This window comes from Couchioplanes caeruleus, from assembly GCF_003751945.1.
Taxonomy (GTDB): Bacteria; Actinomycetota; Actinomycetes; order Mycobacteriales; family Micromonosporaceae; genus Actinoplanes; species Actinoplanes caeruleus.
Map to the genome: position 1 here is coordinate 523,804 of NZ_RJKL01000001.1, position 21,281 is coordinate 545,084.

Below are 21,281 nucleotides of genomic sequence, written 5' to 3' on the forward strand. Positions count from 1 at the left end.
TCGGTTCAGGGTTCGCGCGAATTCCCCCGGTTCAATTTTCGCGGCATTTATTTCTTATTTTTTTCTTTCGCCGGCCGATTTCGCCGGCCCGGTCCACGCCGGACGGTGGCGGATCCTGGCGGAGGCCGCCGGGCGGCGGCCGTCCTGCTCGGACGGATGGCGCGCCTGCGCCGGCACCGCCGAGCGAGACGACTCCCCGCCGGGCCGAGGGGACGGCGCGAATCCGGCGTACCTCCGCAAATTCCGGCGTTTCTCCACGTCGCCGGGGCTTCTATCATCGGAGGATGGCGACGATGACCGGTCCACCGAGGGCGGGCGGTCATGTGTGCCTGAGCTACGACGAGCCTGCCGCCTTCGAGGCCGCCGCCCGCGACTTTCTCGCCGAGGGCGTCGCCGCCGGCGAGCGGGTGTGGTATCTCGCTCCGGCGCCGCCGCGGGACTGGAGTTTCCGGCCGGAGTTGGTCCGGCTCGGTGACCACTATCCCGAGGCGGGTGTGATCGACCCGGCCGCGGGGGTGGCCGCCTACGCGGCCGCGACCGAACGGGCGCTCGCCGACGGTTACCTCGGGCTGCGGGTCGCCGCCGAGGCGACACCGCTGGTACGCACCCCGGATCAGCTCGATGCCTTCGCCCGCTACGAGCACCTCGTGGACCGCTACATGCGCGGCGCCCCGTTCTCGGCCCTCTGCGGGTACGACCGGGTGACCCTCGGCGACGAGGCCGTCGACGAGCTGGCGTGCCTGCATCCGGTGTCGGCGGCGCCGTTCCGGCTGTTCGCCCTCGCCCCCGGGCCGGCGGACGCCGGTCTCGCCGGCGAGCTCGACTGGGAGACCCACGACCTGTTCGCCCGGGCCCTCGCGCGTGCCGACCCGCGCCCCGCCTCCGGGGAATGGGTGATCGACGCGGACCGGCTCACCTTCATCCACCACGGCTGCCTGCTCCACCTCGACGCGTATGCCCGCGCCCAGGGTCTGACGGCCGTGCTGCGCACCCGGTCGGTCGCCCCCGCCCTCCTGGCCACCCTGATGGACCTCACCGCCCTGCGGGTGGAGAGCGCCGGATGAGAACAGGCGCCGCCGCGGAACACCTCGGGTACTTCCACGCGGCGGTGCAGTACGCGTCGGACGAGGAGTTGCTCGCGGTCACCATGCCGTTCCTGCTCGGCGGGCTGGCGGCCGGCGAACCGACGATCGTGACGTTCGGCGAGCGCACCGCGGAGCTGGTCCGGGCCGCGCTGCCCGCCGGCGCGCCGGTGGAGTTCCTGTCCGGCGGCGCCATGTACGCCCGCCCGGCCGCCGCCATCCGCAGCTACCGCGCCCTGCTGGCCCGGCACGTCGAGGCCGGCGCGGCCCAGATCCGGATCATCGGAGAGATTCCGGCCGCCGCGTTCGGCAACACCTGGGACTGGTGGGCGCGCTACGAGTCGGCGATCAACCACGCGTACGACGACTTCCCGCTGTGGAGCATGTGCGCGTACGACGTCCGGGTCACGCCGACGGCGGTGCTGGCGGACGTGGGGCGCACCCATCCTCGGTTCGCGGTCGCGGGCGGGCGGCACGAGGACAGCGGCACGTACATCGATCCCCGGGCGTATCTGAGCGAGCATCGGCCGCCCGTACCGGATCCGTTGCAGGAAGGCCCGCCGACGGTGACGCTGGCGGCGCCGACGCCGGGCCAGGCGCGCGCGGCCGTGCGCGCCGCGGACCGCGGCGGCGTGCCCGCCGCGGACGTGGACGACCTGGTGGTCGCGGTGAGCGAGACGGTCACCAATGCGCTGCGGTACGGCCGGGCGCCGGTGCGCCTGCGGGTCTGGGGCGGCGCCGATCGCATCGTGGTGACCGTGACGGACGCCGGGCCGGGGCCGAAGGACCCGTTCGCGGGCCTGCTGCCCGCCACCGACACCGCGACCGGTGGCAGGGGGCTGTGGATCGCCCACCAGACGTGCGATCACGTGGCCTCCGCGCGCGACGACGAAGGGTGGACGATCCGCCTGATCGCCGGCGGCACCACCGCCTGAGCACGGCGTGTTACCGTTCACATCACAGCGTCGGATCGACAGGGGGCCGCGTGCCATCGAAGAAGCGGGTCACGGTCATGCGCGACGTCGCCAAGCTCGCCGGCGTCTCCCACCAGACCGTGTCCCGGGTGCTCAACGACCACCCCAACGTCAGGGAGGAGACGCGTACGCGGGTCCTGGAGGCGATGGAGTCGCTGAACTACCGCCGCAACCTGGCGGCCCGCACGCTGGTCACCCGGCGCTCGCACACGCTCGGCCTGATCGGCTTCGAGACCACGCTGTTCGGCCCGGCCTCCCTGCTGTACGGCATCGAGGACGCGGCGCGCACGGCCGGATACCTGGTCAGCATCGCCACCATCCGCACCCTCGAACGCCGCGAGGTGCTGGAGGCGGTGGACCGGCTCTCCCAGCACGCGGTCGACGGCATCATCGCGATCGCGCCCAAGCCCTCGGTCACCACCGGCCTGCTCCAGGCGCCGCCGGGCCTCTACTGCGTCGCGGTGGGCGGGGCGGGCGACACGGACGCGGTCCCGACCGTCCGCGTCGACAATGCCGCCGGCGCCCGGCTCGCCACCCGGCACCTGCTCGACCTCGGCCACCGGACGGTGCACCACGTCGGCGGCCCGCACGACTGGCCCGAGGCCCAGGAACGCGCCACCGGCTGGCGCGACACGCTGAACGAGGCGGGCGCGCCGGTCCCGGCGGTGGAATTCGACTCCTGGAACGCCGCATGGGGCCACCGCCGCGGCCGGGAGCTGGCCCGCGATCCGCAGGTGACGGCGGTCTTCTGCGCCAACGACCGCATCGCGCTGGGCGTGCTGCGCGCCCTGCACGAGGCCGGCCGCAAGGTCCCGGAGGAGGTGAGCGTGGTCGGCTTCGACGACATGCCGGATTCGGGCTACTTCCTGCCCCCGCTGACCACCGTTCACCAGGACTTCGCCGAGATCGGCCGCCGCAGCCTCGCTCTCCTGCTGGAGCACATGACCGACGAGGAAGACTCCGCCCCACCGGCGCACCTCGTCGTCCCTCCCGACCTCGTGGTCCGGGCCAGCACCGCGCCACCTGCGCGATAGACCGGCAGAGGTCAGGGGCGCGGCCGGCGCCCATGAGACGATGGCCCGGTGGAGGCCCGAAACCGTGGCGTCGTGGTCTGGGACGTGGACGGCACGCTGATACCCGCCGATCTCCGCTGGCTACGCCGCTCGATCGCGCGGACCTTCGAGATCGCGGAGGCGTCGATCACCTTTCCGGCCACGAAGGTGCACGGATACACGGACGAGTCCATCGTCGTCGACACCGCGATAGCGTCCGGCATCCCTGCCGGCGAGGCCGAGGCGGGAATCGCCCGGTTCCACGATGTGCTCGCCGAGGTCATGAGCGCGGGCCGGGAGGAACTCGCCCGGGTGCAGCCGCCGTATCCAGGCGCGAGGGAAACCATCACGCGCCTGCACGAGCGCGGATTCGTGCAGACGGTGCTCACCGGAAATCTGCGGGCAGCGGCCGAGATCAAGCTGGCGACGCTCGGTCTGCGCGACGAGATCGATCGGGAGATCGGCGCATTCGGCTCGGACGAACGCGACCGGTTCCGGCTGCCCGAGGTCATCGCCCGGCGCTACGAGAAGGCGTACGGACACCGGCTCGTGCCGCACCGGACCGTCATCGTGGGGGATGCTCCCAATGACATCGCCTGCGCACGGCACGCCGGATTCCGGGCGGTCGTCGTCGCGCATCGAGCCACCCGGGAGGAGCTGTCCGCGCACGAGCCGGATGCGATCCTCGACGACCTCGATCCGGACGTCGCGGTACCGGCGGTGTCGATGCTGGCGGTCGACGGTCGGGAGTGAGGCCGGCCGCCCCGGCCGTGGGGACCGGGGCAGCCGGGGTCCTAGCCGATCCGCACCGGGTAGGCGGCGGTGTCGAGCCGCCCTCTTTCGGTGAGGACCTCCGTGCCGGCCTGCACGCCGGGGGTACGGTCCGTCGCCCGCGGGGAGGCCGTGAGGTCCGGGAACGGCCTCCCCGCGGTCGGACACCCCTTCAGTGCCTCCCTGCGCCGGAAAGGTTGCTCGCCGGTCCGAGATTCTTCGCGGGGAGCGTGGGAAGCATGGCGACGCGCAGGCCCAGCCGGAGCGCTGCGAGGGTCAGGGCGGGCGAGGCGGTCAGCGTGCGCAGGTCCGGCGCGCGGGACGGCTCGCGCAGGCCGAAGGCGTACCAGCCGCCGTCGCTGGTCGGGCCGACCACCGCGTCGAAGCTGCGGAGCAGGGCGTACGCGTCGTCCAGCAGGTCGGCGCTCAGCTCCGGAGCCCCGGCCGAGATCTCGAGGAAGGGGGTCATGCCTGTCAGTGGCCGCCGGCGGCCCGGAGGTTGCCCGAGCGGCACAGAAATCAGCGGAGGAACGCGGCGATCCGCTGCGAAAGCCAGGCGGGATCATCGAGCCAGGGGAAATGCCCGCCGCCCCGCTGCACGGCGAACTCGGCTTGCGGGAACAGCTCCGCGTAGCCTCCGGCGCGCGCCGGAGGCAGGCCGACGTCGAACTCGCCGGCGATGAGCAGCACCGGTACCCGCAGCCGGCCGAGCGCCGAGCGCACCGCCTCCGGCGCGAACGCGCCGTCGGCGTAGTAGCCCGCCGCCGCTTGCGGGTGGTGGCGGTTCACCTCCCGGGCCCGCCGTGCCCGGGCCGCGGCGTCCCGGCCGTAGGTGAACGGCGCGATCGCCGCCCAGTCCTCCGGCGTCGCCCCACCGGCCCAGATCCGCTCGAAGGCGGCGAAGGCCTCCGGGAACCACGGCTCGTCGCGGCGCAGCTCGGCGACCTCCCTCCGGTCCGCGTCGGTGATCTCCAGGCCGACCGGCCGCGGGCTGGGCGCGATCAGCACGAGACGGCCGACGCGTTCGGGATGCCGGGCCGCGTAGAGCAGCGCGAGCGTCGCGCCGGCCGAGTGCGCGGCCAGGTTCATCCGCTCGAGCCCGAGGTGGATCCGCAGCGCCTCGACGTCGCCTACCTGACGGTCGCACCGGTAGGTCGCCGGATCCGCCGGCACGGCCGAGTCGCCGGTGCCGCGCGGATCCGGCAGGGCGAGCGGATGGTACGCGGACAGGCCGCCGAGGTCGCCGAGGTACGCGGCGGCGTGCATCGGGCCGCCGGGCAGCACGACCAGCGGCTCGCCCTGCGCACCGACGTGGTGACAGGCGAGGCGGGTGCCGTCGGGGGCGTCGAAGGTCGTCACCCCGACGATCCTAGGGGGCACGGCATCGACCGTCATCGGGTTTCCAGCGCCCGTACCACGGCGGCCATGTCCTCGTCGCCGTGCCCGAGCGCGACCGCTTCCGCGTACAGGGCGTGACAGGCGTCGAGCACCGGCGAGGCGATCCCGGCGCGGCGGGCGGCCGCGGCGACCAGCTCGTTGTTCATGAGCACGTCCCGCAGCGAGGCCTGCACCGCGAAGTTCCGCGCGAGCAGCTTGGCGCTCTTGATCCGGGACACGTCGCTGGCCATCGGCCCGGCGTCCAGCACCGCGGCGAACCGCGCGAGGTCCACCCCGGACCGGGCCGCGAAGTGGTACGCCTCGGCCAGCCCGGTGACCATGCTGATGAGGTACAGATTGACGGCGAGCTTCATCAGCAGCGCCTGGGGCACGGCACCGCACACCGTCGCGTCGCGGACCATCGGCGCGATGAGCTTGCGCACCACGGCCACGTCCGCCGGATCTCCGGCGAGCATCGCCACGAGCTGCCCCTCCTCGGCGGGCCGCCGCGACCCCGACACCGGCGCCTCGGCATAGCGCCCACCGGCAGCGGCCACCTCGTCCGCCAGCGCCCGCGAGTACTCCGGAGACGTGGTGCCCATGTGCACCACCAGCCGCCCACCGACGGCACGGAAGGCGGGCGTTCCCCGTCCGAGGACCGCGTCGATCGCCGTGCCGTTCGCCAGCATCATCAGCACGACGTCCGCGCGCTCGAGCACGCCGGCCGGGCTCGCCGCGACGGTTGCGCCGAGCGCGCGGACGGCGTCGCAGCGCTCGGGCCGCCGGCTCCAGACCACCAGCGGGGTACCGGCCCGGGCCAGGCGCCGGGCCATCGGCTCGCCCATGACCCCGAGCCCGAGAAATCCCACGATCTCGCCGTCTGCCATGGCCGTACGGTAATCGGACGCCCTCGCTCGCAGCGCGGGCCAATTCGCACCTCGCGGCCCGCCGCCGGGACCGGCTGTCAGCCGGTGCGGCCGTTGGCGTAGACGACGCGGAAGCCGAGGTGGTCGGCGAGCGCCCCCCAGCGGCTGGAGCGCATGAGGCGTTCCACGCTGTCGATGCGGCCGCCGTTGACCATGGCGTTGAGGACGACCGTCTCGAAGGCCGCCGATTCGACCCAGTCGATCGCCTTGGTGAAGCCGCAGAGCATGGCGGCCTTCGTCTCGTGCAGAAACTCCTTGAGGACGCGGTCCGAGGCGCGCAGCACCGAGCAGCTACCGAAGTACAGGCTGCGCCCGGCGCAGCGGCCCGACATCCAGGCGCCGATCTCGTCGAGCTCGACCGTGGTCTTGGCGGTGAGGCACAGTTGCGACGGCTGCCCGTGCAGGGCGAAGAAGCCGACCTTGTAGTCCTGGTATTTGCGGGAGAGCCAGGTGTCGAGGTAGTAGTGCAGCTCCTCGGTGGTCGCCGTGTCGCGGTGGATGAAGCGGATGCTGCCGAGGCGTTCGAGCAGCTCGAGGGTGGGGAGCACGGATCCTCGCTCGGTGAGGTCGTCCTCCCACTGGCCCTCGACGCAGAACACTCCCCCCGCCTTCGCCACAGCCCCTCCTCGTGCGCTGGGTTCGCTTCCCGACGCGACGACGCTAGCGGACCCCGGCGAATCGAGTGGGATCGGATACATGAAACGGATAACCCTCACAAACAGCCTCGGCCGGCCGACGAATCGGCTCGGATCGCCGCGGGATCGTCCCCGCGCGGAGGTGGAGGTCACGAGTGTCGAACAGAGGATGGGCCTGGGTCGCGGCGGTGGTCGCCGGCGGTGCCACGGCGCTGGCCGTACCGGTAGCGGCGCTGGCGGACGGCGGTGCGGCGCCGGTGTCCGCCACGGCCGAGCCCACCACGCTGACCCTCGCGGCACCGCCGACGGTCGCCCGCCTCGGCTCGCTGACCCTGAGCGGATCCCTCGGCGCCGGGGCCGGCACGCTCACCGTCAGCCGTAAGGACCTCTCCGGCACCCACGCCCTGCCCGACGTGATCGCGGACGCGTCCGGCGCGTTCACCGTGCTGGACAAGCCCGCCGTGGGCGGGACCAACACCTACACGGTGAGCTGGGCCGGCAACGACGTCGCCGCCGCCGCGAGCGCCCAGGCGAGCGTCACGGTCTCGCGCCGCGCCACCAACGTGACCATCAGCACCAACGCGACCACGTACGGTTACAACGGCGTCGCCACCGTCACCGCGAAGCTGGGGACGACCCACGACTCGCGCGCGCTCTGCGTCTACGCCACCCCGCGCGGCGGCACCAAGACCAAGGTCAAGTGCGGCACGGGTACGGTCACCGCCACGTACCGGACCACCCGCCGCACCACCTTCAGCGCCGTCTTCACGGGCGACCAGTGGTACCTGCCGGCCACGGCCACGAAGTCGGTGACCGCCCGCGCCCGGATGCAGCAGGTGCTGGTCGGCCACCACGGGACCTCGGGCAAGTACAAGCTCTACCGCACCTCCGTGAACCCGGGGTTCGCCGCCCGGGTGACGCCGGCTCGCCCGGGCGGGTGCCTCAGCATCCAGCTCCAGGTCTACGCCTCCGGCAAGTGGCGGGCCTTGCAGACGGTCAAGTGCCAGACGCTGAACGAGGACAGCGCCGCCGGCGGCTACATCGGCGGCCCGCGCCGCAAGGGTCTGATGTTCCGCATCCGCGCCGGCTTCGCGGGTGACGCGATGAACGCCGCCGCGACCGGCTCCTGGATGTACATCAAGTTCACCGCCTGAGCGCCTCAGCCGATGCCCGCGGCCGCACACGCGGCCGCGTACTCGGCAGTGCAGAGCTCCTGCCGGGTCACGAAGCCCTCGGCGATGACGGCGGGGATGGTGTCCCGGGTGACGGCCTTCGGGGTGAGCAGGATGGACGGGACGTTCCTGCCCGTCTCCGGATCGGTGACCACGTCGGTGGCCGTGGTGGGGCGCTGGCCGCGGGCCAGGGCGACCGCCACCGCGGTCGCCTCGGCGGCCTCCTTCTGGATGTCCTTGTAGACGGTCATGCACTGGTCGCCGGCGAGGATGTTGCGCAGGCCCTGCACGGTGGCGTCCTGGCCGGTGACCAGGACGTCACCGTGCAGCCGGTACTTGCGCAGCACCCCGATGGCCGCGTTGGCGATGCCGTCGTTGGCCGCGAGGACGCCCTTGATGTCCCTACGCTGCGTCAGCATCTGCTCGAACATCGTGCCGGCCTGCGCGTTGTCCCAGTCCGACACCGACTGGTCCGGACCCTTCACGTACTCACCCGAGTCGAACTTCGGCTGCAACACCGAGTCGTACCCCTGCTTGAACAGCGTGGAATTGTTGTCCGTGGGCGAGCCGTTGAGCTCGGCCACCACCGGCCTGATGCGCTTCCTGTCGGTCAGGCACTTCACCAGACCCTCCCCCTGCAACCTGCCGACCGCCACATTGTCGAAACTGACGTAGTAGTCGGCGCCGCCACTGAGCGTAAGCCGGTCGTAGTCGATCGTCGCGATCCCGGCCCTCTTCGCCTTGTCCAGGACCGCCTTGCCGGTGCCGGAGTCCAGGTTCACGATCATCAGCACCCGGACCCCGCTGGAGATCATCCCGTCGGCGATCGTCTGGAACTGGCTCTTGTCGCCCTGCGCGTTCTGGATGTCAGCGGTCACACCGGCCCGGGCGAACGCCTCCCGCAGAAAGCGGGGATCGGCGGTCGCCCACCGCGCCGAACTCTTCGTGTCGGGCAGGATGACGCCGACCCTGCCCACCGTGCGATCGTCGTCGCCACCGTCACCGTCGCACGCCGCGACGCCGGCGGCCAGCACGCCGGCCGCGGCGAGGGCCAAGGCCGCCCTTGCCATGATCGTTCCTTCCCGTCCGCCCAGCCCACGGTCCCGCATCGCGGCCGTGCCCGGCAACGGTCGTCCATCACGGACGCGAACACAAGAGAGGAGAGGCGGGGCGAAGCGGGAAGACCGGTGTCAGAGCAGGCCCGAACGGCGCCACAGTGCCATGCCCGGGCCGCCGATCAGGTCCAGTTCCCGCAGGTAGGCGACCACCTTCTCGGCCGCCCACCGCATCGTCTCGCGGTGGTGGGGATTGGCCCACGCCGCGCGGACGCCGACCCGCGGGTCGATGCCCACCGACCGGTAGGCCTCGGGCGCGACGAGGCGCCGGCCACTCAGATACGCGGCGCGCGCGATGATCAGCCGGTCGTGCGCCAGCCTCGCCCTGCCCGCCGCTCGAACCTGGCGGGCGAGTTCCTCGCGGGCGAAGCGGACGTGGCGGGCCTCCTCGATGACGTGGATGCGCGACACCATGCGGACCAGCGGCTGCACGGTCTCGTCGGCCGCGGCCTCACGCTGGAGGGAGTCGAGGATCTCCTCGCTGATGAGGATGGCCGCGTACATGCGGGGGCCGGTCGCCGTCAGCGCGATCAGTTTGCCCAGGCCGGAGTCGAAGGCGCCGACGCGGTAGACCGGGCACTCCAGCTTCTCGATCATGCGGCCGAACATCACCGAGTGGCGGCACTCGTCCGCCACCTCGGTGAGGGCGTACTGGGCGTGGGGGTCGGTGGGGTCCTGTTTGTAGTACTCGCGCAGCAGCAACTGCATGAGGATGGTCTCGAACCACACGCCGAGGCCGGCGATGCTGGCGACCTCGTGCCGGGTGAGGGTGATCCGCTGCTCGGGGGTGAGCCGGCGCCACAGGTCGGTGCCGTAGAGCGACGACCGGTGCTCCGGCACGAACCAGGCGTCCCGGAGCAGGGGTGCCTCCCAGTCGATCTCGACTCCCGGGTCGTAGGAGTGTGCCGCCGAGGAGCGCAGCAGCCGGGTCGCTGTCTGGGAACGGTCGGAGAGAACCACGTCTGACCTCCACGGGGGTTGACGTTACCGGAAGTAACAGCTACTTCTCGTACTATGAGCGCCGACGACGAGACAGTCAACAGTGCCGATGGGCGCAGCAAGCGGTGGGCGCACCACCGCGAGCGGCGCCGCGAAGAGCTCATCGACGCCGTCATCGCGGCGATCCGCGAGCTCGGTCCCGAGCCCGGCATCGACGCGGTGGCCGCGCACGCCGGCGTCAGCAAGCCGGTGCTCTACCGCTACTTCACCGACAAGTCCGGCGTGTGGGAGGCCGTCGCCCGGCGGGCGGCGGCCGCGGTGGTCGAGGCGGTGGCGCCCGCGGTCGCCGCCGTCGGCGAGGACCGCGAGGTAGTCACCGCGGCGGTCGACGCCTACCTGGCCTTCATCGAGAACGATCCCCACCTCTACCGGTTCGTGGTGCACCAGCGCGGCATCGCCCGGGAGCGCGACGTCGTCGCCGACGCGATCGACACCGTCGCCAGCGTGCTGGCCCGCATCCTCGGCGACCGGCTGCGGGCCCTCGGGCTCGATTCGGGAGGCGCGCTGCCGTGGGCGTACGGGATCGTCGGCTACGTCCAGACCGTCGGCGACTGGTGGCTGCGCCATCAGCAGCCGATCAGCCGCGAGGCCCTCGCGGAGTACCTGACCACGTTGCTCTGGGGCGGGATGGAAGGGGTCCGATCCGCCGCGGACACACCAGGAGGATTGGCGGCGAAACTGTGAGCGATGCGGACGAGGAGTACCGGGGCGAGGCCGAGATCCGGGCCGGGGAGACGGCGGTGACCGTCACCGTACGACTGTCGGTGCAGTTCGAACCGGTCGAGGGCCGCTACCGCTGGGCCGGTCGGGCGGCTCCGGACGCCACCCTCAGCGCCCAGTTGCGGTCCGGGACGCGGGACGTGACCGTCCGCATCGGCGAGCGCGAGGCGGCGGCCCGGCTGGGCGAGCCGGACCCGTGGGGCGGCGTGCGCCTTAGCGGAGTGGGCCGGGCGCCGTGGAGCGCAGTTGCCGGGGCGTGAGGCCGTACCAGCGCCGCACCGCGCGGCTCAGCGCGGACTGCTCGGCCAGGCCGACCATGGCGGTGACCTGGGTCAACGGCAGGTCCGTCTGGGTGATGAGCCGGTGCGCGGCGAGCGAGCGGACCTCGTCCAGAATGGTCTCGAACGTGGTGCCCTCGTCCGCCAGCCGGCGCTGCAACGTCCGCGGGTGGGTCCGCAGCACCTTGGCGACCGCGGTGATCTCGACGGGCGAGGATCCCAGCGCCTGGGTCAGCAGCAGGCGCACCCGCTCCGCAATGCGCTGCCCGGGCGCCGGGAAATGGCTGGCGATGTAGTCGACGGCGAGATCGTGCAGCACCTGGTTGCCGCCCGGGACCGCGGTGCTGGCGAGGCCGCCGGGCACCCGCAGCACCGCGTCGGGCCGGTCGAAACGCACCTCCGCCCCGAAGAACCGGGTGTACGCCTCGACCGGCGCCAGCGCCGGGTGCGGCAGGTGCACGGAGCGCAGCCCGTACGGGCCGCCGCGCAGCAGCATGATGATCCGGTGGAACAGGCCCAGGCCCAGCCCGGCGGCCTGCGGCGGCAACGGCTCGACCTCCGTACTGCGGTACAGCAGGCCGACCACGCCCGGGCGGCCCGACGGGTCGGGGATCTGCGAGACGGTCAGGGCGGGGCTGTGCACGAACAGGAACCGCCGCGTGGTGGTGAGGGCCTCGCCGAAGGTCGGGGAGTTCTCGATGGCCAGGGCGAGCGGGCCGAGCACCGACGCGTTCTGCGTTCCGGCCAGGCGCAGCCCCAGGTCCGGGCAGCAGAGCTCGGCGGCGGCCGTCTCCAGCAGCTCCCCGGCGGCCAGCGCCGGGATCACCGCGTCGTCGGACTCCACCGCCGCGCAGGTCACGCCGAAGCGCGCGAGCAGCGCGGCGCCGTCGCCGCCGAGGCTGTCCACGAGCGCGGGCAGCCCCCGCAGGCTGGCGGCGCGCACCATCGGTTCCATGGCGGGCAAGGATAAATCCCTGTCGCGCAAAGGCAAGTTTCACGACCGGTACGAGCGAAAGACTGGGTTCATGGCCGAACACTTCGACGTCCTCATCATCGGCGCCGGTCTATCCGGGATCGGCGCGGCATGGCGGCTGCGCCGGGAACGGCCCGGCACGACGTACGCGATCCTCGAGGCCCGCACCGCGATCGGCGGCACCTGGGACCTGTTCCGTTATCCCGGCGTCCGCTCGGACTCCGACATGTTCACCCTGAGCTACCCGTTCCGGCCGTGGCGCGGCGCCCAGGCGATCGCGTCCGGGGAGTCGATCCGGGCGTACATCCGCGCGACCGCCGAGGACGGCGGGATCATGCCGCACATCCGCTTCGGCACCAAGGTGCTCTCCGCGAGCTGGGCGGACTCCCGCTGGACCGTCACCACCGACCAGGGCACCTTCACCTGCACCTTTCTGTACGCGTGCGCGGGCTACTACGACTACGCGCAGGGCTATCAGCCGGACTTCGCGGGCCTGGACGACTTCCGCGGCACCCTCGTGCACCCGCAGTTCTGGCCCGAGGATCTCGACTACTCGGGCAAGCGGGTGGTCGTCATCGGCAGCGGCGCCACGGCCGTGACCGTGGTGCCGGCGATGGCCGGGACCGCCGCGCACGTGACGATGCTGCAGCGCTCCCCCACGTACATGACGGTGCTGCCGGAGCGCGACGTGATCGCCGACCTGCTGCGCCGGGGGCTGCCACCCCGGGTCGCGCACACCCTCGTGCGCGCCAAGAACGTCCTGCTGACGCAGGGCTTCTATCAGCTCTCCCGGCGCCGGCCCGAGCGGGTCAAGGCCCTGCTGCGCCGCTTCACCCTGGCCCAGCTCGGCGACCGGGCGATGCTGGACGAGCACTTCACCCCGACCTACCAGCCCTGGGACCAGCGCCTGTGCGTGGTGCCCGACGGCGACCTGTTCACCGCCATCAAGGCGGGCACGGCCTCGGTGGTGACCGCCCACATCGACCGGTTCGTGCCCGAGGGCATCCGGCTCACCGACGGCCGGGTGCTGGAGGCGGACGTCGTCGTCTCGGCCACCGGGCTGTCGCTGCTCCCGCTCGGCGGCGTGGAGCTCACCGTCGACGGCGAGGCCGTGGAGCCCGGCAGGACCGTCGCCTACCGCGGCGTGATGCTCAGCGGCGTGCCGAACTTCGCGTACTGCATCGGCTACACCAACGCCTCGTGGACCCTGCGCGCCGACCTGTCGCACCGCTATGTCCTGCGGCTGCTGTCCTACATGGCCCGCAACGGCTACACGACCGCGACACCGCAGGAACGGCCGGGCCCGCGCCGGCCGCTGCTCGACCTGACGTCCGGCTACGTGCAGCGGTCGCTGGACCGCTTCCCGAGCCAGGGCGACCGCGACCCGTGGACCGTACGGCAGAACTATCTGCGCGACGTCCTCTTCACCCCCCGCGCCGACGTCCGCCGGGACATGACGTTCGGTCGTCAGCCCGCCCCCGTGCTCGAGGAGATCCGATGACCGGACTGACCCCGTACCGTTTCGCCGGGCGTACCGCCGTCGTCACCGGCGCCGCGGGCGGCATCGGCGAGCAGCTCGCCCACGGCCTCGCCGCGCGCGGCAGCGATCTGGTGCTCGCCGACCGCGACGCGCTGCGCCTCGACGAGGTGGCCGAGTCGCTGCGGGCCGCCTATCCCGGCCGGGCGATCGAGGCCGCGGTCGTCGACCTCGCCGACCGCGACGCGGTGATCGCCTTCGCGCAGGGCGTCCGCGGGCGGCACCCGCGGCTGGGCCTGCTGATCAACAACGCGGGCGTCGCCCTGGGCGGCCGCTTCGACCAGGTGACGGTCGAGGAGTTCGAATGGGTGATGGCGGTGAACTTCACCGCGCCGATGCTGCTCATGCACCATCTCTTGCCCAGCCTGACCGCCGAGCCGGGTTCCCATCTCGTCAACATCTCCAGCCTGTACGGGCTCATCGCCCCGCCCGGGCAGTCCGCCTACAGCGCCAGCAAGTTCGCCATCCGCGGCCTGAGCGAGGTGCTGCGCGGCGAGTTGCTCGAGAACGGCGTCGGGGTGACCACGGTGCATCCGGGCGGCGTGCGTACCCGGATCGCCGAGAGCGCGCGCATCGCCGGTGGCATTCCGGCCGACGAGGTCGAGGAGCACCAGCGGATGTTCGCCGCGCTGCTGACGTATCCACCGGAGAGGGCGGCCGCCGACATCCTCGACGGCGTGCGGCACCGCCGCGGCCGGCTCCTCATCGCCCCCACCGCGAAGCTCCCCGACCTGCTCGCCCGGCTGCTGCCGGAATCGCACATGCGGCTCCTCGCCAAGCTCACCGAGACGATCGCCCGGCGGGGTGCGGCCAAGGTCGAGGTCAACAAATGATCCAGAAGTTGACCGTAGGCGGCGCCACCATCCGCGTGCACGACACCGGCGACCCGGACCAGCCGCCGATCCTGCTGCTGCACGGCATCGGCCGCAGCCTGGAGGACTGGCTGCCGCAGCACGACCGGCTCTCCGGCCGGTGGCGGGTGATCAGCGTGGACCTGCCCGGCTTCGGCCTGTCCGACCGGATGCCGGGGCCGATCAGCCTCGCCTGGCTCGCCGAGGGGGTGCTCGCCACGGTGGACACGCTGGGCGAGCGGCGCCCGCTGCATGTCATGGGCAACTCGCTGGGCGGCGCGGTGGCGATGCAGCTCCTGACCGCGGCGCCCGACCGGGTGTCCACGCTGACGCTGGTCAACAGCGCCGGCTTCGGCAAGGAGGTGGCGTTCTTCCTGCGCGCCCTCGCCATTCCCGGCCTCGGCAGGCCGCTCATGCGCCGCATCGACGCGCGGATGGCCCGGCGGATCGAGCGCGCCATCTTCCACGACCGGATCCACGCCACCCAGGAACGCGTCGACTTCGCGCTGCAGGTGGCCGCCCGTCCGGAGTACGCGATGGTGTTCCTGGAGACCGCCCAGGCGCTCGGTGGGCTGCGCGGCATCAAGGCACTCTGGCGGCAGACGCTGCTGGCGGAGGTGGCCAGGCACCCCCGGCCCACGCTGCTGGTGTGGGGCGACCGCGACCTGATCCTGCCGTGCACGCACCTCGCAGCGGCCCGGGTGGCGTTCCCGGACGCCCGCTCGCACATGTTCCCCGACACCGGGCACATGCCCCAGATCGAACGCCCCGACGAGTTCGCCGACCTCGCCGAGCTGTTCCTGACGGCCCGCTCGGACATCCGCGCCTAGGGTCCACCCCGCCCGGCGCCGGGCGGCAGCGGGTCGGCGGCCATCACGACCAGCTCGAGGTCGTGGCCGGGAACGCCGGTGGCTGCGGCCTCGTCAGCGTCCGGATCCAGCGGCGGAGGCCGTCGAGGAAGTCGCGGATCGGCTCGGGGACCGCAACCGCGGCACGCCCGCCTAGAGTGATCCACATGTCCGTCTGGCCGAGCAGTTCCGCCCACCACCGCTGGCTCGACCAGCACAGCCGCGAGCTGCTGGCCTTCGGCCGCCGCACCGCCGACCCGGGCGGCGGCGCCCGCTGGCTGGGCGAGCGCGGCGAGCCGATGCCCGGGCGGCCGGTGTCGGTGCTGATCAGCAGCCGGATGACCCACGTCTACGGCATCGGGGCCCTGCTCGGCGTCCCCGGCGCGGGCCGGATCGCGGCGCGGGCGATGGCCGGGCTCACCGGGCGGCTGCGCGACCCCCGCGGCGGCTGGTTCCCGGCCGTGGCCGCCGACGGCACGCCCGAGCCCGGCAAGTCCTGCTACGACCACGCCTTCGTGCTGCTCGCGGCCTCCACGGCGGTCCAGGCCGGACTGGACGGCGCCGACCGGCTGCTGAGCGAGGCCGCCGAGGTGCTGCTGAGCCGCTTCTGGGACGAGGAGATCGGCCTGTGCGCCGACACCTGGGACACCGGATTCACGGCGCTCGACGACTACCGCGGCATCAACGCCAACATGCACGCGGTCGAGGCGATGCTGTCGGCGGCGAGCGTGACCGGCGACCACGCCTGGGTCGCCCGCGCGCTGCGCATCTGCCGGTTCGTCGTGACCGTCGCCGAGGCACACCGGTGGCGCATCCCCGAGCACTACGACGCCGCGTGGCAGCCGCTGCCGGAGTATCACCGCGAGGAGCCGGAGCACCCCTTCAAGCCGTACGGCGCCACCATCGGCCATGGCCTCGAGTGGGCGCGCCTGCTGCTGCACGCCGCATCCGCTCCGACGGCCGGCGCGCCGGCGTGGCTGACCACCGCGGCCCGGGAGCTGTTCGCCCGGGCGGTGACCGACGGCTGGGCGGTCGACGGCCGGCCGGGCTTCGTCTACACGACGGACTGGACGGGCCGCCCGGTCGTGCGCGACCGCATGCACTGGGTGGCGGCCGAGGCCGTCCACGCCGCGGCGGCGCTGCACGCCCACACCGGAGAGGCGGCGTACGCACAGTGGTACCGGACCTGGTGGGACTACATCGACGAGTTTCTGATCGACCACGAACACGGGTCGTGGTTCCACCAGCTCGACCCGGAGAACGCGCCGACCGCGACGGTGTGGCCGGGCAAGGCGGACCTGTACCACGCTTTCCAGGCGACGCTCGGCCCGCGCGTTCCGCTGTGGCCGATGCTGGCGACCGCGGTGGACCGCCACCTCGCCTAGATCGGAAGGCTGCGGTGGGTCACCGCATAGGGGAAGTACATGCGTACGGTGGTGCGCCCGCCCGCGGTACGGGTGAGCAGGACGTCCGCGACCTGCCGGGCTATCCACAGGCCCGCAGGCCCGGTGAGTATCGCCGGTTGCCGATAGCCCGCGTCGCTGGGGACGGCCTTCCCGCCGTGGTCCTGGACGTGCACGATCAGGGTGTCGTCCTGGGTCCAGGCGAACACCTGCACCGGCGGCCGGCCATGGCGCAGGCCGTTGGCGACCACTTCACTGGTCGCGGCGACGACGTGCCGGACGGCGGCGGGGGCGAAGTGCCGCTGGGCCGCGAACCGGGCGACGGCGGCGCGGCAGGCGCCCACCTCGGCGAAGTCCCACACGGTGAGGTCGACGTCGGTGACCGGCGGGGCGGGTGTCATCGGCGCCTGCGTGCGGGCCTTCAGGTAGGCGGCCGGTGGTACGTAGGCGGGGTTGTCGCGGTCGCCTCGACCCGTCAGTTCCCGGGGGTGAACCCGGCGGACGTCGTCGATGATCGATGCGGAGTGGTGCCGGCGGTGCCAGATGCAGGTGATCGGGCAGCCGTATCCGGCGTACGCCTCGTTGGTCATCGCCTCGTACTTCAGGTATGCGGCGGTGCGGTCGACCGGCGCCACCGGGTCGCTGACCACGTCGGGTTCGGCGACGACGTGGACCGCCTCCCGCCTCGCGTGCTGCTCGCGCAGGTAGCGGTCGAAGCCGCTGTAGGTGAACCCGAGCCGCTGGTAGAAGCCGTCCATGGCCGCCCACCGCAGGGCATCGGCGTCACGGCCGAGCCGGTCCCGGACGATCTGCGCGGTCGGGGAGCCGACCACCATCAGCACCGCCTGCCCAGCGGTGATCTCCCGGCGTAGCAGAGGCACGAGCCGCCGCTCGATCGTGTCCTCGGCGTCGACGACGAGCACGCCGTGAAGGAACCGCTCCAGGCCGCGATGATTCACCATGCCGGTCACTCCGGGCTCCCCGGCCGGTCGGGGTCGGGCCGGTCCAGCACCGTGCCGGGTTCGATCACCAGGCCGGGAGCGTCCCACACCTGGCAGAGGCCGAACGTATCCCACACCGCAGGTGAGCAGTGCAGGAGCAGGATCGTGCCCTTGGCGGCCGCCGCCGCACCCAGCCGCAGGAGCATCCGCAACCCGGCGACATCCAAGAACGTCACCGCGGTGCAGTCCACTGTCATGACCGGCGCGCCCACCAGCGCATAGATCCGCTGGCCGATCACCGCCGCGTTGGCGACATCGATCTCACCGGACACGGCGAGCTCACCGGCCGACCACACCACCTCGCAGCCGGCCACCACCTCGGACTGACGCTCCACCGACATCACACCCGACGTATCGACCAATCGTCACTTATGCCCGCTCAGGCCAGCCTCCGCCACGACACTGGCTACCCGCAACCCAAGCGCCGGAAAACGTCATCCCCTCCCCGCTGTCTCCGGGTCGAACACCCGGGAATCAGACGCGGAAGCGTCCCACGGCACTCTGCAGGTCGGTGGCCAGCCGCGCCAGTTCGGCGGCGGTGCGCTCCGCCTCGGTCAGCTCCGTCGTGGTCGTCTCGGCGGACGCCGCGACGCCGCGGATGTTCGCGGCGATGTCGGACGCGCCGCCGGCCGCCTCGGTGACGCTGCGGGACATCTCGCCGGCCGTCGTCGTCTGCTCCTCGACCGCCGCCGCGATGGTGAGCTGATAGTCGTTGATCCGGGCGATGATCCGGCCGATCTCACCGATGGTGTCGACCGCCTTGACGGTGTCGGACTGGATCGCCTCCACCCGCCGCGAGATGTCCTCGGTGGCCCGGGCGGTCTCCTGGGCGAGATCCTTGACCTCGCTGGCCACCACCGCGAAGCCCTTGCCCGACTCCCCGGCGCGGGCCGCCTCGATGGTCGCGTTGAGCGCCAGCAGGTTGGTCTGCTCGGCGATCGACGTGATGGCCTTGACCACGTTGTCGATCTCGGCCGACGACTCGCCGAGCTTGGCGACGGTCTTGTTGGTGACCTCGGCGGCGCCCACCGCGTCCGCGGCGACCCGGGCGGCGTCCTGTGCGTTCTGCGCGATCTCGCGGATGGACGACCGCATCTGCTCGGACCCGGCGGCGACGCTCTGCACGTTGTTCGACACGTCGCCCGCCGCCGTCGCGACCACGTTGGCCTGATCCGCAGCTCCCTGGGCACTGGTGGCGATCCGCCCGGTGACACCGGTGAGCCGCTGGGAGCTGTCACCCAGGGTGCGGGAACCGGCGGCAAGCGTCTCGACGGTGCGCCGGATGCCGTCTCTGGCCTCGTTGACCGCCGCGGCCATCCGGCCCAGCTCGTCGGAGGACCGGACCTCGGCCGGATGGGTCAGATCGCCGGTGGCGACCGCGTCCAGGGCGGCGGAGGTGCCACGCAGCTGCCGCGCCATCATCCGGGACACCGCGAACCCGACCGCGGCCGCAATGGTCAGGCCGAGCAGCAGTGCGGCGATCGTGACCGCCCGTGCCTCCCGGTACTTCTCGGCCGCCGCGTCGGCCATCGCGGTCGCGGCCGCGTCCTCGGCGCTGCGCAGCTCGGCGAGCGAGCCGAACAGCCGCGGCATGACCTCGGCGAATGCCGCGGAGATTCCCTCGACGGGCGGCGGGGTGAAGCCGGCCGGCGGTTCCTCGCCGAAGTCCACCGTGTCGCGCAACAGACGGTAGTCGGCGATGGCCTTGGCACACGCCTCCATCGCCGCCCGGCGCTCTGCGACGCCGCCGGTGTGTGCGTGACCGCCCTGCGGGCCGGTCGCCACGAGCTCCTGGTACTTGGCCAGCGCCGCGTCGACCGCGGCGTCGGCGGTCGCGACGTCCTTGCGGCCCTGGGTCCGCAGCGCCGGGTCACGATCGCCGTGGCTGTGCAGCAGCAGGCCGGCGTACATGTCCGACAGGCCGCCCCGCAGGTCGCCCAGATGCTTCAGGCTCTCGACGTGCACGGTCTTCGTGATCGCGAGGTCGTCACTCAGGTCCGACATCCGGCCGACCGACAGTGCGCCGACGCCGAGCGCCACGAGCGCGGTGATCCCCGCCGCGAGCAGGCCCTTGACGTTCACACTGCGGTCGGCCAGCCACCCGACGACGGGGTTACGGCGGACCGTGACCTCCACCGCGCGCGTCGCAGCCGTCGACCTCTTCATCGCCTTGTACGCTACGCGGTGGATCGGCCTCACAGGCGGGAAACGGCCGTCCGGCGCATTCCCGCCGCGGGATCGGCGCTAGGGAACGAGCTCCGGCGGGCGGCGCAGGTAGACCGCCCAGGTCACCAGGACGCCCACCACATAGAAGGCGATGAACGCGAGATAGGCCGCGTCCGCCGAGCCGTACGACAGGAACGACTGCCGGAAGGCGAGGTTGACGAGGACGCCGCCGAAGGCGCCGATCGCCCCGGCGATGCCGATCACCGCACCGGACAGGCGGCGGGCCTCGTGGACGTCGCCCGGGTGCTTCAACGCGAAGATCCGCGGGATCATCTTGTAGGTCGAGCCGTTGCCGATCCCGCTGACCACGAAGAGCGCGACGAAGCCGGCGACGTAGAGCGGCAGGGAGTGCTGCTGTGCGGCCACCAGGACGACGCCGGCGCCCAATGCCATGGCGACGAAGGTCCACGCCGTGACCCGGGCGCCGCCCAGCCGGTCCGCCAGCGCCCCGCCGATCGGGCGGACCAGCGAGCCCAGCAGCGGGCCGAGGAAGGTCAGGTACGCGGCCTCGGCCGGGGTGGAGAACACGTCGCGGAACTGCACCTGCAGCACCTGGCCGAAGGCGAAGCCGAAGCCGATGAACGAGCCGAACGTGCCGATGTAGAGCAGCGACATGATCCAGGTGTGCGGCTCCCGGACGGCGTCGCGCATTCCCCGCTTCTCGTTGCGCGCCTGGGTGAGGTTGTCCATGGTGAAGGCGGACGCGGCGGCGGCCACGACGATCAGCGGGATGTAGATGCCGGCCACGAGGCCGGGGTGGCCCGCGCCGAAGACGGCCAGGACGCCGAGGCCGACGAGTTGCACCGCCGCCACGCCGAGGTTGCCGCCGCCGGCGTTGATGCCCAGTGCCCAGCCCTTGAGCCGGTCGGGGTAGAAGGCATTGATGTTGGCCATCGAGGACGCGAAGTTGCCGCCGCCCACGCCCGCCACGGCGGCGAGCACCAGCAGGGTGGTGTACGAGACGCCGGGCTCGATGAGGAACGCGGCGAGCACCGAGGGGATCAGCAGCAGAGATGCGCTCACCACGGTCCAGTTGCGGCCGCCGAATCGGGCCACCGCGAAGGTGTACGGGATCCGCAGCACCGACCCGACCAGGGCCGGCACCGCGGTGAGCAGGAACTTGCCGGCCGGGTCGATCCCGTACGCGGGCCCGAGGAAGAGCACGAGGACCGACCACATCGTCCACACGGAGAAGCCGATGTGCTCGGAGAAGATCGAGACGATCAGGTTGCGGCGGGCGACCACGGCGCCCCCGTTCGCCCAGAAGGCCGGGTCCTCGGGCCGCCAGTCGTCGATCCAGCGTCCCCTGCGGCTCTGGGCCGGACGGTCCAAAATGGTCAT

22 protein-coding genes are annotated in these 21,281 nt (G+C 72.4%); 11 read left to right on the forward strand and 11 right to left on the reverse strand.

What is annotated here, in order from left to right; translation table 11 throughout:
• The first annotated feature begins 284 nt into the window (after nt 1-284).
• The 4 genes from EDD30_RS02585 to EDD30_RS02600 all read left to right on the forward strand — a co-directional run bounded on the left by EDD30_RS02585 (nt 285) and on the right by EDD30_RS02600 (nt 3,861).
• Entirely contained in the window at nt 285-1,064 is a 780-nt protein-coding gene (locus EDD30_RS02585) for an MEDS domain-containing protein (RefSeq protein ID WP_084556067.1), read from the forward strand.
• Nucleotides 1,061-2,017, forward strand: coding sequence for an anti-sigma factor RsbA family regulatory protein (locus EDD30_RS02590; RefSeq protein WP_071802928.1), 957 nt, complete (start codon nt 1,061-1,063; stop codon nt 2,015-2,017). Before EDD30_RS02585 ends, EDD30_RS02590 begins: the two co-directional genes overlap by 4 nt.
• Nucleotides 2,018-2,094: 77 nt before the next feature.
• Entirely contained in the window at nt 2,095-3,090 is a 996-nt protein-coding gene (locus EDD30_RS02595; protein WP_071802993.1) for a LacI family DNA-binding transcriptional regulator, read from the forward strand.
• Between the two features lie 48 nt (nt 3,091-3,138).
• A complete protein-coding gene (locus EDD30_RS02600) occupies nt 3,139-3,861 on the forward strand; it encodes an HAD family hydrolase (RefSeq protein WP_071802929.1) in 723 nt (240 codons plus the stop codon).
• Nucleotides 3,862-4,051: 190 nt separating this feature from the next.
• Here the strand turns inward: EDD30_RS02600 and EDD30_RS02605 are convergent, their stop codons facing one another.
• From EDD30_RS02605 to EDD30_RS02620, 4 genes are read right to left on the reverse strand one after another with little or no spacing between them, the layout of a single operon-like run.
• The gene (locus tag EDD30_RS02605; RefSeq protein ID WP_071802930.1) at nt 4,052-4,348 is read right to left on the reverse strand and encodes a DUF2064 domain-containing protein; all 297 of its coding nucleotides are present in this window, start codon (nt 4,346-4,348) and stop codon (nt 4,052-4,054) included.
• A gap of 50 nt (nt 4,349-4,398) precedes the next feature.
• The gene (locus EDD30_RS02610; RefSeq protein WP_123678032.1) at nt 4,399-5,238 is read right to left on the reverse strand and encodes an alpha/beta fold hydrolase; all 840 of its coding nucleotides are present in this window, start codon (nt 5,236-5,238) and stop codon (nt 4,399-4,401) included.
• A gap of 32 nt (nt 5,239-5,270) precedes the next feature.
• Nucleotides 5,271-6,284, reverse strand: a complete 1,014-nt coding sequence (locus EDD30_RS02615; protein ID WP_342353754.1) for an NAD(P)-dependent oxidoreductase — start codon at nt 6,282-6,284, stop codon at nt 5,271-5,273.
• Entirely contained in the window at nt 6,221-6,799 is a 579-nt protein-coding gene (locus EDD30_RS02620) for a DUF6642 family protein (protein ID WP_071802933.1), read from the reverse strand. The genes EDD30_RS02615 and EDD30_RS02620 overlap by 64 nt, the downstream gene beginning before the upstream one ends.
• Before the next feature lie 173 nt (nt 6,800-6,972).
• On the opposite strand from EDD30_RS02620, the gene EDD30_RS02625 reads away from it, so the two are divergent.
• Nucleotides 6,973-7,971 carry a hypothetical protein gene (locus tag EDD30_RS02625; protein WP_143162533.1) on the forward strand — a complete coding sequence of 333 codons (999 nt, stop codon included), beginning with the start codon at nt 6,973-6,975 and terminating at the stop codon, nt 7,969-7,971.
• Between the two features lie 5 nt (nt 7,972-7,976).
• Here EDD30_RS02625 and EDD30_RS02630 read toward each other — a convergent pair whose 3' ends face one another.
• Nucleotides 7,977-9,059, reverse strand: a complete 1,083-nt coding sequence (locus tag EDD30_RS02630; RefSeq protein ID WP_071802935.1) for a sugar ABC transporter substrate-binding protein — start codon at nt 9,057-9,059, stop codon at nt 7,977-7,979.
• Nucleotides 9,060-9,179: 120 nt separating this feature from the next.
• Entirely contained in the window at nt 9,180-10,064 is an 885-nt protein-coding gene (locus tag EDD30_RS02635; protein WP_071802936.1) for an AurF N-oxygenase family protein, read from the reverse strand.
• A gap of 54 nt (nt 10,065-10,118) precedes the next feature.
• Between EDD30_RS02635 and EDD30_RS02640 the strand changes: the two genes are divergently transcribed.
• Both EDD30_RS02640 and EDD30_RS02645 read left to right on the forward strand, forming a co-directional pair.
• Nucleotides 10,119-10,787, forward strand: a complete 669-nt coding sequence (locus EDD30_RS02640; protein ID WP_071802937.1) for a TetR family transcriptional regulator — start codon at nt 10,119-10,121, stop codon at nt 10,785-10,787.
• Nucleotides 10,784-11,083, forward strand: coding sequence for a DUF4873 domain-containing protein (locus EDD30_RS02645; RefSeq protein ID WP_071802938.1), 300 nt, complete (start codon nt 10,784-10,786; stop codon nt 11,081-11,083). Before EDD30_RS02640 ends, EDD30_RS02645 begins: the two co-directional genes overlap by 4 nt.
• Here the strand turns inward: EDD30_RS02645 and EDD30_RS02650 are convergent.
• A complete protein-coding gene (locus tag EDD30_RS02650; RefSeq protein ID WP_071802939.1) occupies nt 11,037-12,056 on the reverse strand; it encodes an AraC family transcriptional regulator in 1,020 nt (339 codons plus the stop codon). The genes EDD30_RS02645 and EDD30_RS02650 overlap by 47 nt on opposite strands.
• Nucleotides 12,057-12,126: 70 nt before the next feature.
• Between EDD30_RS02650 and EDD30_RS02655 the strand changes: the two genes are divergently transcribed.
• The 4 genes from EDD30_RS02655 (at nt 12,127) to EDD30_RS02670 (ending at nt 16,695) form a co-directional block, all read left to right on the forward strand.
• On the forward strand, nt 12,127-13,575 hold the full coding sequence (locus tag EDD30_RS02655; RefSeq protein WP_071802940.1) for a flavin-containing monooxygenase: 1,449 nt from the start codon (nt 12,127-12,129) through the stop codon (nt 13,573-13,575).
• Nucleotides 13,572-14,444 carry an SDR family NAD(P)-dependent oxidoreductase gene (locus tag EDD30_RS02660; protein WP_071802941.1) on the forward strand — a complete coding sequence of 291 codons (873 nt, stop codon included), beginning with the start codon at nt 13,572-13,574 and terminating at the stop codon, nt 14,442-14,444. The genes EDD30_RS02655 and EDD30_RS02660 overlap by 4 nt, the downstream gene beginning before the upstream one ends.
• Nucleotides 14,441-15,292, forward strand: a complete 852-nt coding sequence (locus tag EDD30_RS02665) for an alpha/beta fold hydrolase (RefSeq protein WP_071802942.1) — start codon at nt 14,441-14,443, stop codon at nt 15,290-15,292. Before EDD30_RS02660 ends, EDD30_RS02665 begins: the two co-directional genes overlap by 4 nt.
• Nucleotides 15,293-15,477: 185 nt before the next feature.
• Entirely contained in the window at nt 15,478-16,695 is a 1,218-nt protein-coding gene (locus tag EDD30_RS02670) for an AGE family epimerase/isomerase (RefSeq protein ID WP_071802943.1), read from the forward strand.
• On the opposite strand, the gene EDD30_RS02675 is transcribed toward EDD30_RS02670, so the two are convergent.
• From EDD30_RS02675 to EDD30_RS02690, 4 genes are all read right to left on the reverse strand, one after another.
• Nucleotides 16,692-17,675, reverse strand: a complete 984-nt coding sequence (locus EDD30_RS02675) for an MEDS domain-containing protein (protein ID WP_143162534.1) — start codon at nt 17,673-17,675, stop codon at nt 16,692-16,694. The genes EDD30_RS02670 and EDD30_RS02675 overlap by 4 nt on opposite strands.
• Before the next feature lie 5 nt (nt 17,676-17,680).
• Nucleotides 17,681-18,055 carry an STAS domain-containing protein gene (locus EDD30_RS02680; RefSeq protein ID WP_071802945.1) on the reverse strand — a complete coding sequence of 125 codons (375 nt, stop codon included), beginning with the start codon at nt 18,053-18,055 and terminating at the stop codon, nt 17,681-17,683.
• Nucleotides 18,056-18,188: 133 nt separating this feature from the next.
• Nucleotides 18,189-19,880: a methyl-accepting chemotaxis protein gene (locus EDD30_RS02685; protein WP_071802994.1), complete on the reverse strand. Its 1,692-nt coding sequence runs from the start codon at nt 19,878-19,880 to the stop codon at nt 18,189-18,191.
• 78 nt (nt 19,881-19,958) lie between these two features.
• The gene (locus tag EDD30_RS02690; protein ID WP_123678034.1) at nt 19,959-21,281 is read right to left on the reverse strand and encodes a nitrate/nitrite transporter; all 1,323 of its coding nucleotides are present in this window, start codon (nt 21,279-21,281) and stop codon (nt 19,959-19,961) included.

Bases quoted from the DNA above. Each gene is read 5' to 3' on its own strand.
- EDD30_RS02680 (WP_071802945.1), bottom strand. From the start codon at position 18,055: ATGTCGGTGGAGCGTCAGTCCGAGGTGGTGGCCGGCTGCGAGGTGGTG.
- EDD30_RS02665 (WP_071802942.1), top strand. From the start codon at position 14,441: ATGATCCAGAAGTTGACCGTAGGCGGCGCCACCATCCGCGTGCACGAC.
- EDD30_RS02660 (WP_071802941.1), top strand. From the start codon at position 13,572: ATGACCGGACTGACCCCGTACCGTTTCGCCGGGCGTACCGCCGTCGTC.
- EDD30_RS02585 (WP_084556067.1), top strand. From the start codon at position 285: ATGGCGACGATGACCGGTCCACCGAGGGCGGGCGGTCATGTGTGCCTG.
- EDD30_RS02590 (WP_071802928.1), top strand. From the start codon at position 1,061: ATGAGAACAGGCGCCGCCGCGGAACACCTCGGGTACTTCCACGCGGCG.
- EDD30_RS02640 (WP_071802937.1), top strand. From the start codon at position 10,119: ATGAGCGCCGACGACGAGACAGTCAACAGTGCCGATGGGCGCAGCAAG.
- EDD30_RS02630 (WP_071802935.1), bottom strand. From the start codon at position 9,059: ATGGCAAGGGCGGCCTTGGCCCTCGCCGCGGCCGGCGTGCTGGCCGCC.
- EDD30_RS02670 (WP_071802943.1), top strand. From the start codon at position 15,478: ATGTCCGTCTGGCCGAGCAGTTCCGCCCACCACCGCTGGCTCGACCAG.
- EDD30_RS02650 (WP_071802939.1), bottom strand. From the start codon at position 12,056: ATGGAACCGATGGTGCGCGCCGCCAGCCTGCGGGGGCTGCCCGCGCTC.
- EDD30_RS02675 (WP_143162534.1), bottom strand. From the start codon at position 17,675: ATGGTGAATCATCGCGGCCTGGAGCGGTTCCTTCACGGCGTGCTCGTC.
- EDD30_RS02595 (WP_071802993.1), top strand. From the start codon at position 2,095: ATGCGCGACGTCGCCAAGCTCGCCGGCGTCTCCCACCAGACCGTGTCC.
- EDD30_RS02690 (WP_123678034.1), bottom strand. From the start codon at position 21,281: ATGACCATTTTGGACCGTCCGGCCCAGAGCCGCAGGGGACGCTGGATC.
- EDD30_RS02685 (WP_071802994.1), bottom strand. From the start codon at position 19,880: ATGAAGAGGTCGACGGCTGCGACGCGCGCGGTGGAGGTCACGGTCCGC.
- EDD30_RS02655 (WP_071802940.1), top strand. From the start codon at position 12,127: ATGGCCGAACACTTCGACGTCCTCATCATCGGCGCCGGTCTATCCGGG.
- EDD30_RS02605 (WP_071802930.1), bottom strand. From the start codon at position 4,348: ATGACCCCCTTCCTCGAGATCTCGGCCGGGGCTCCGGAGCTGAGCGCC.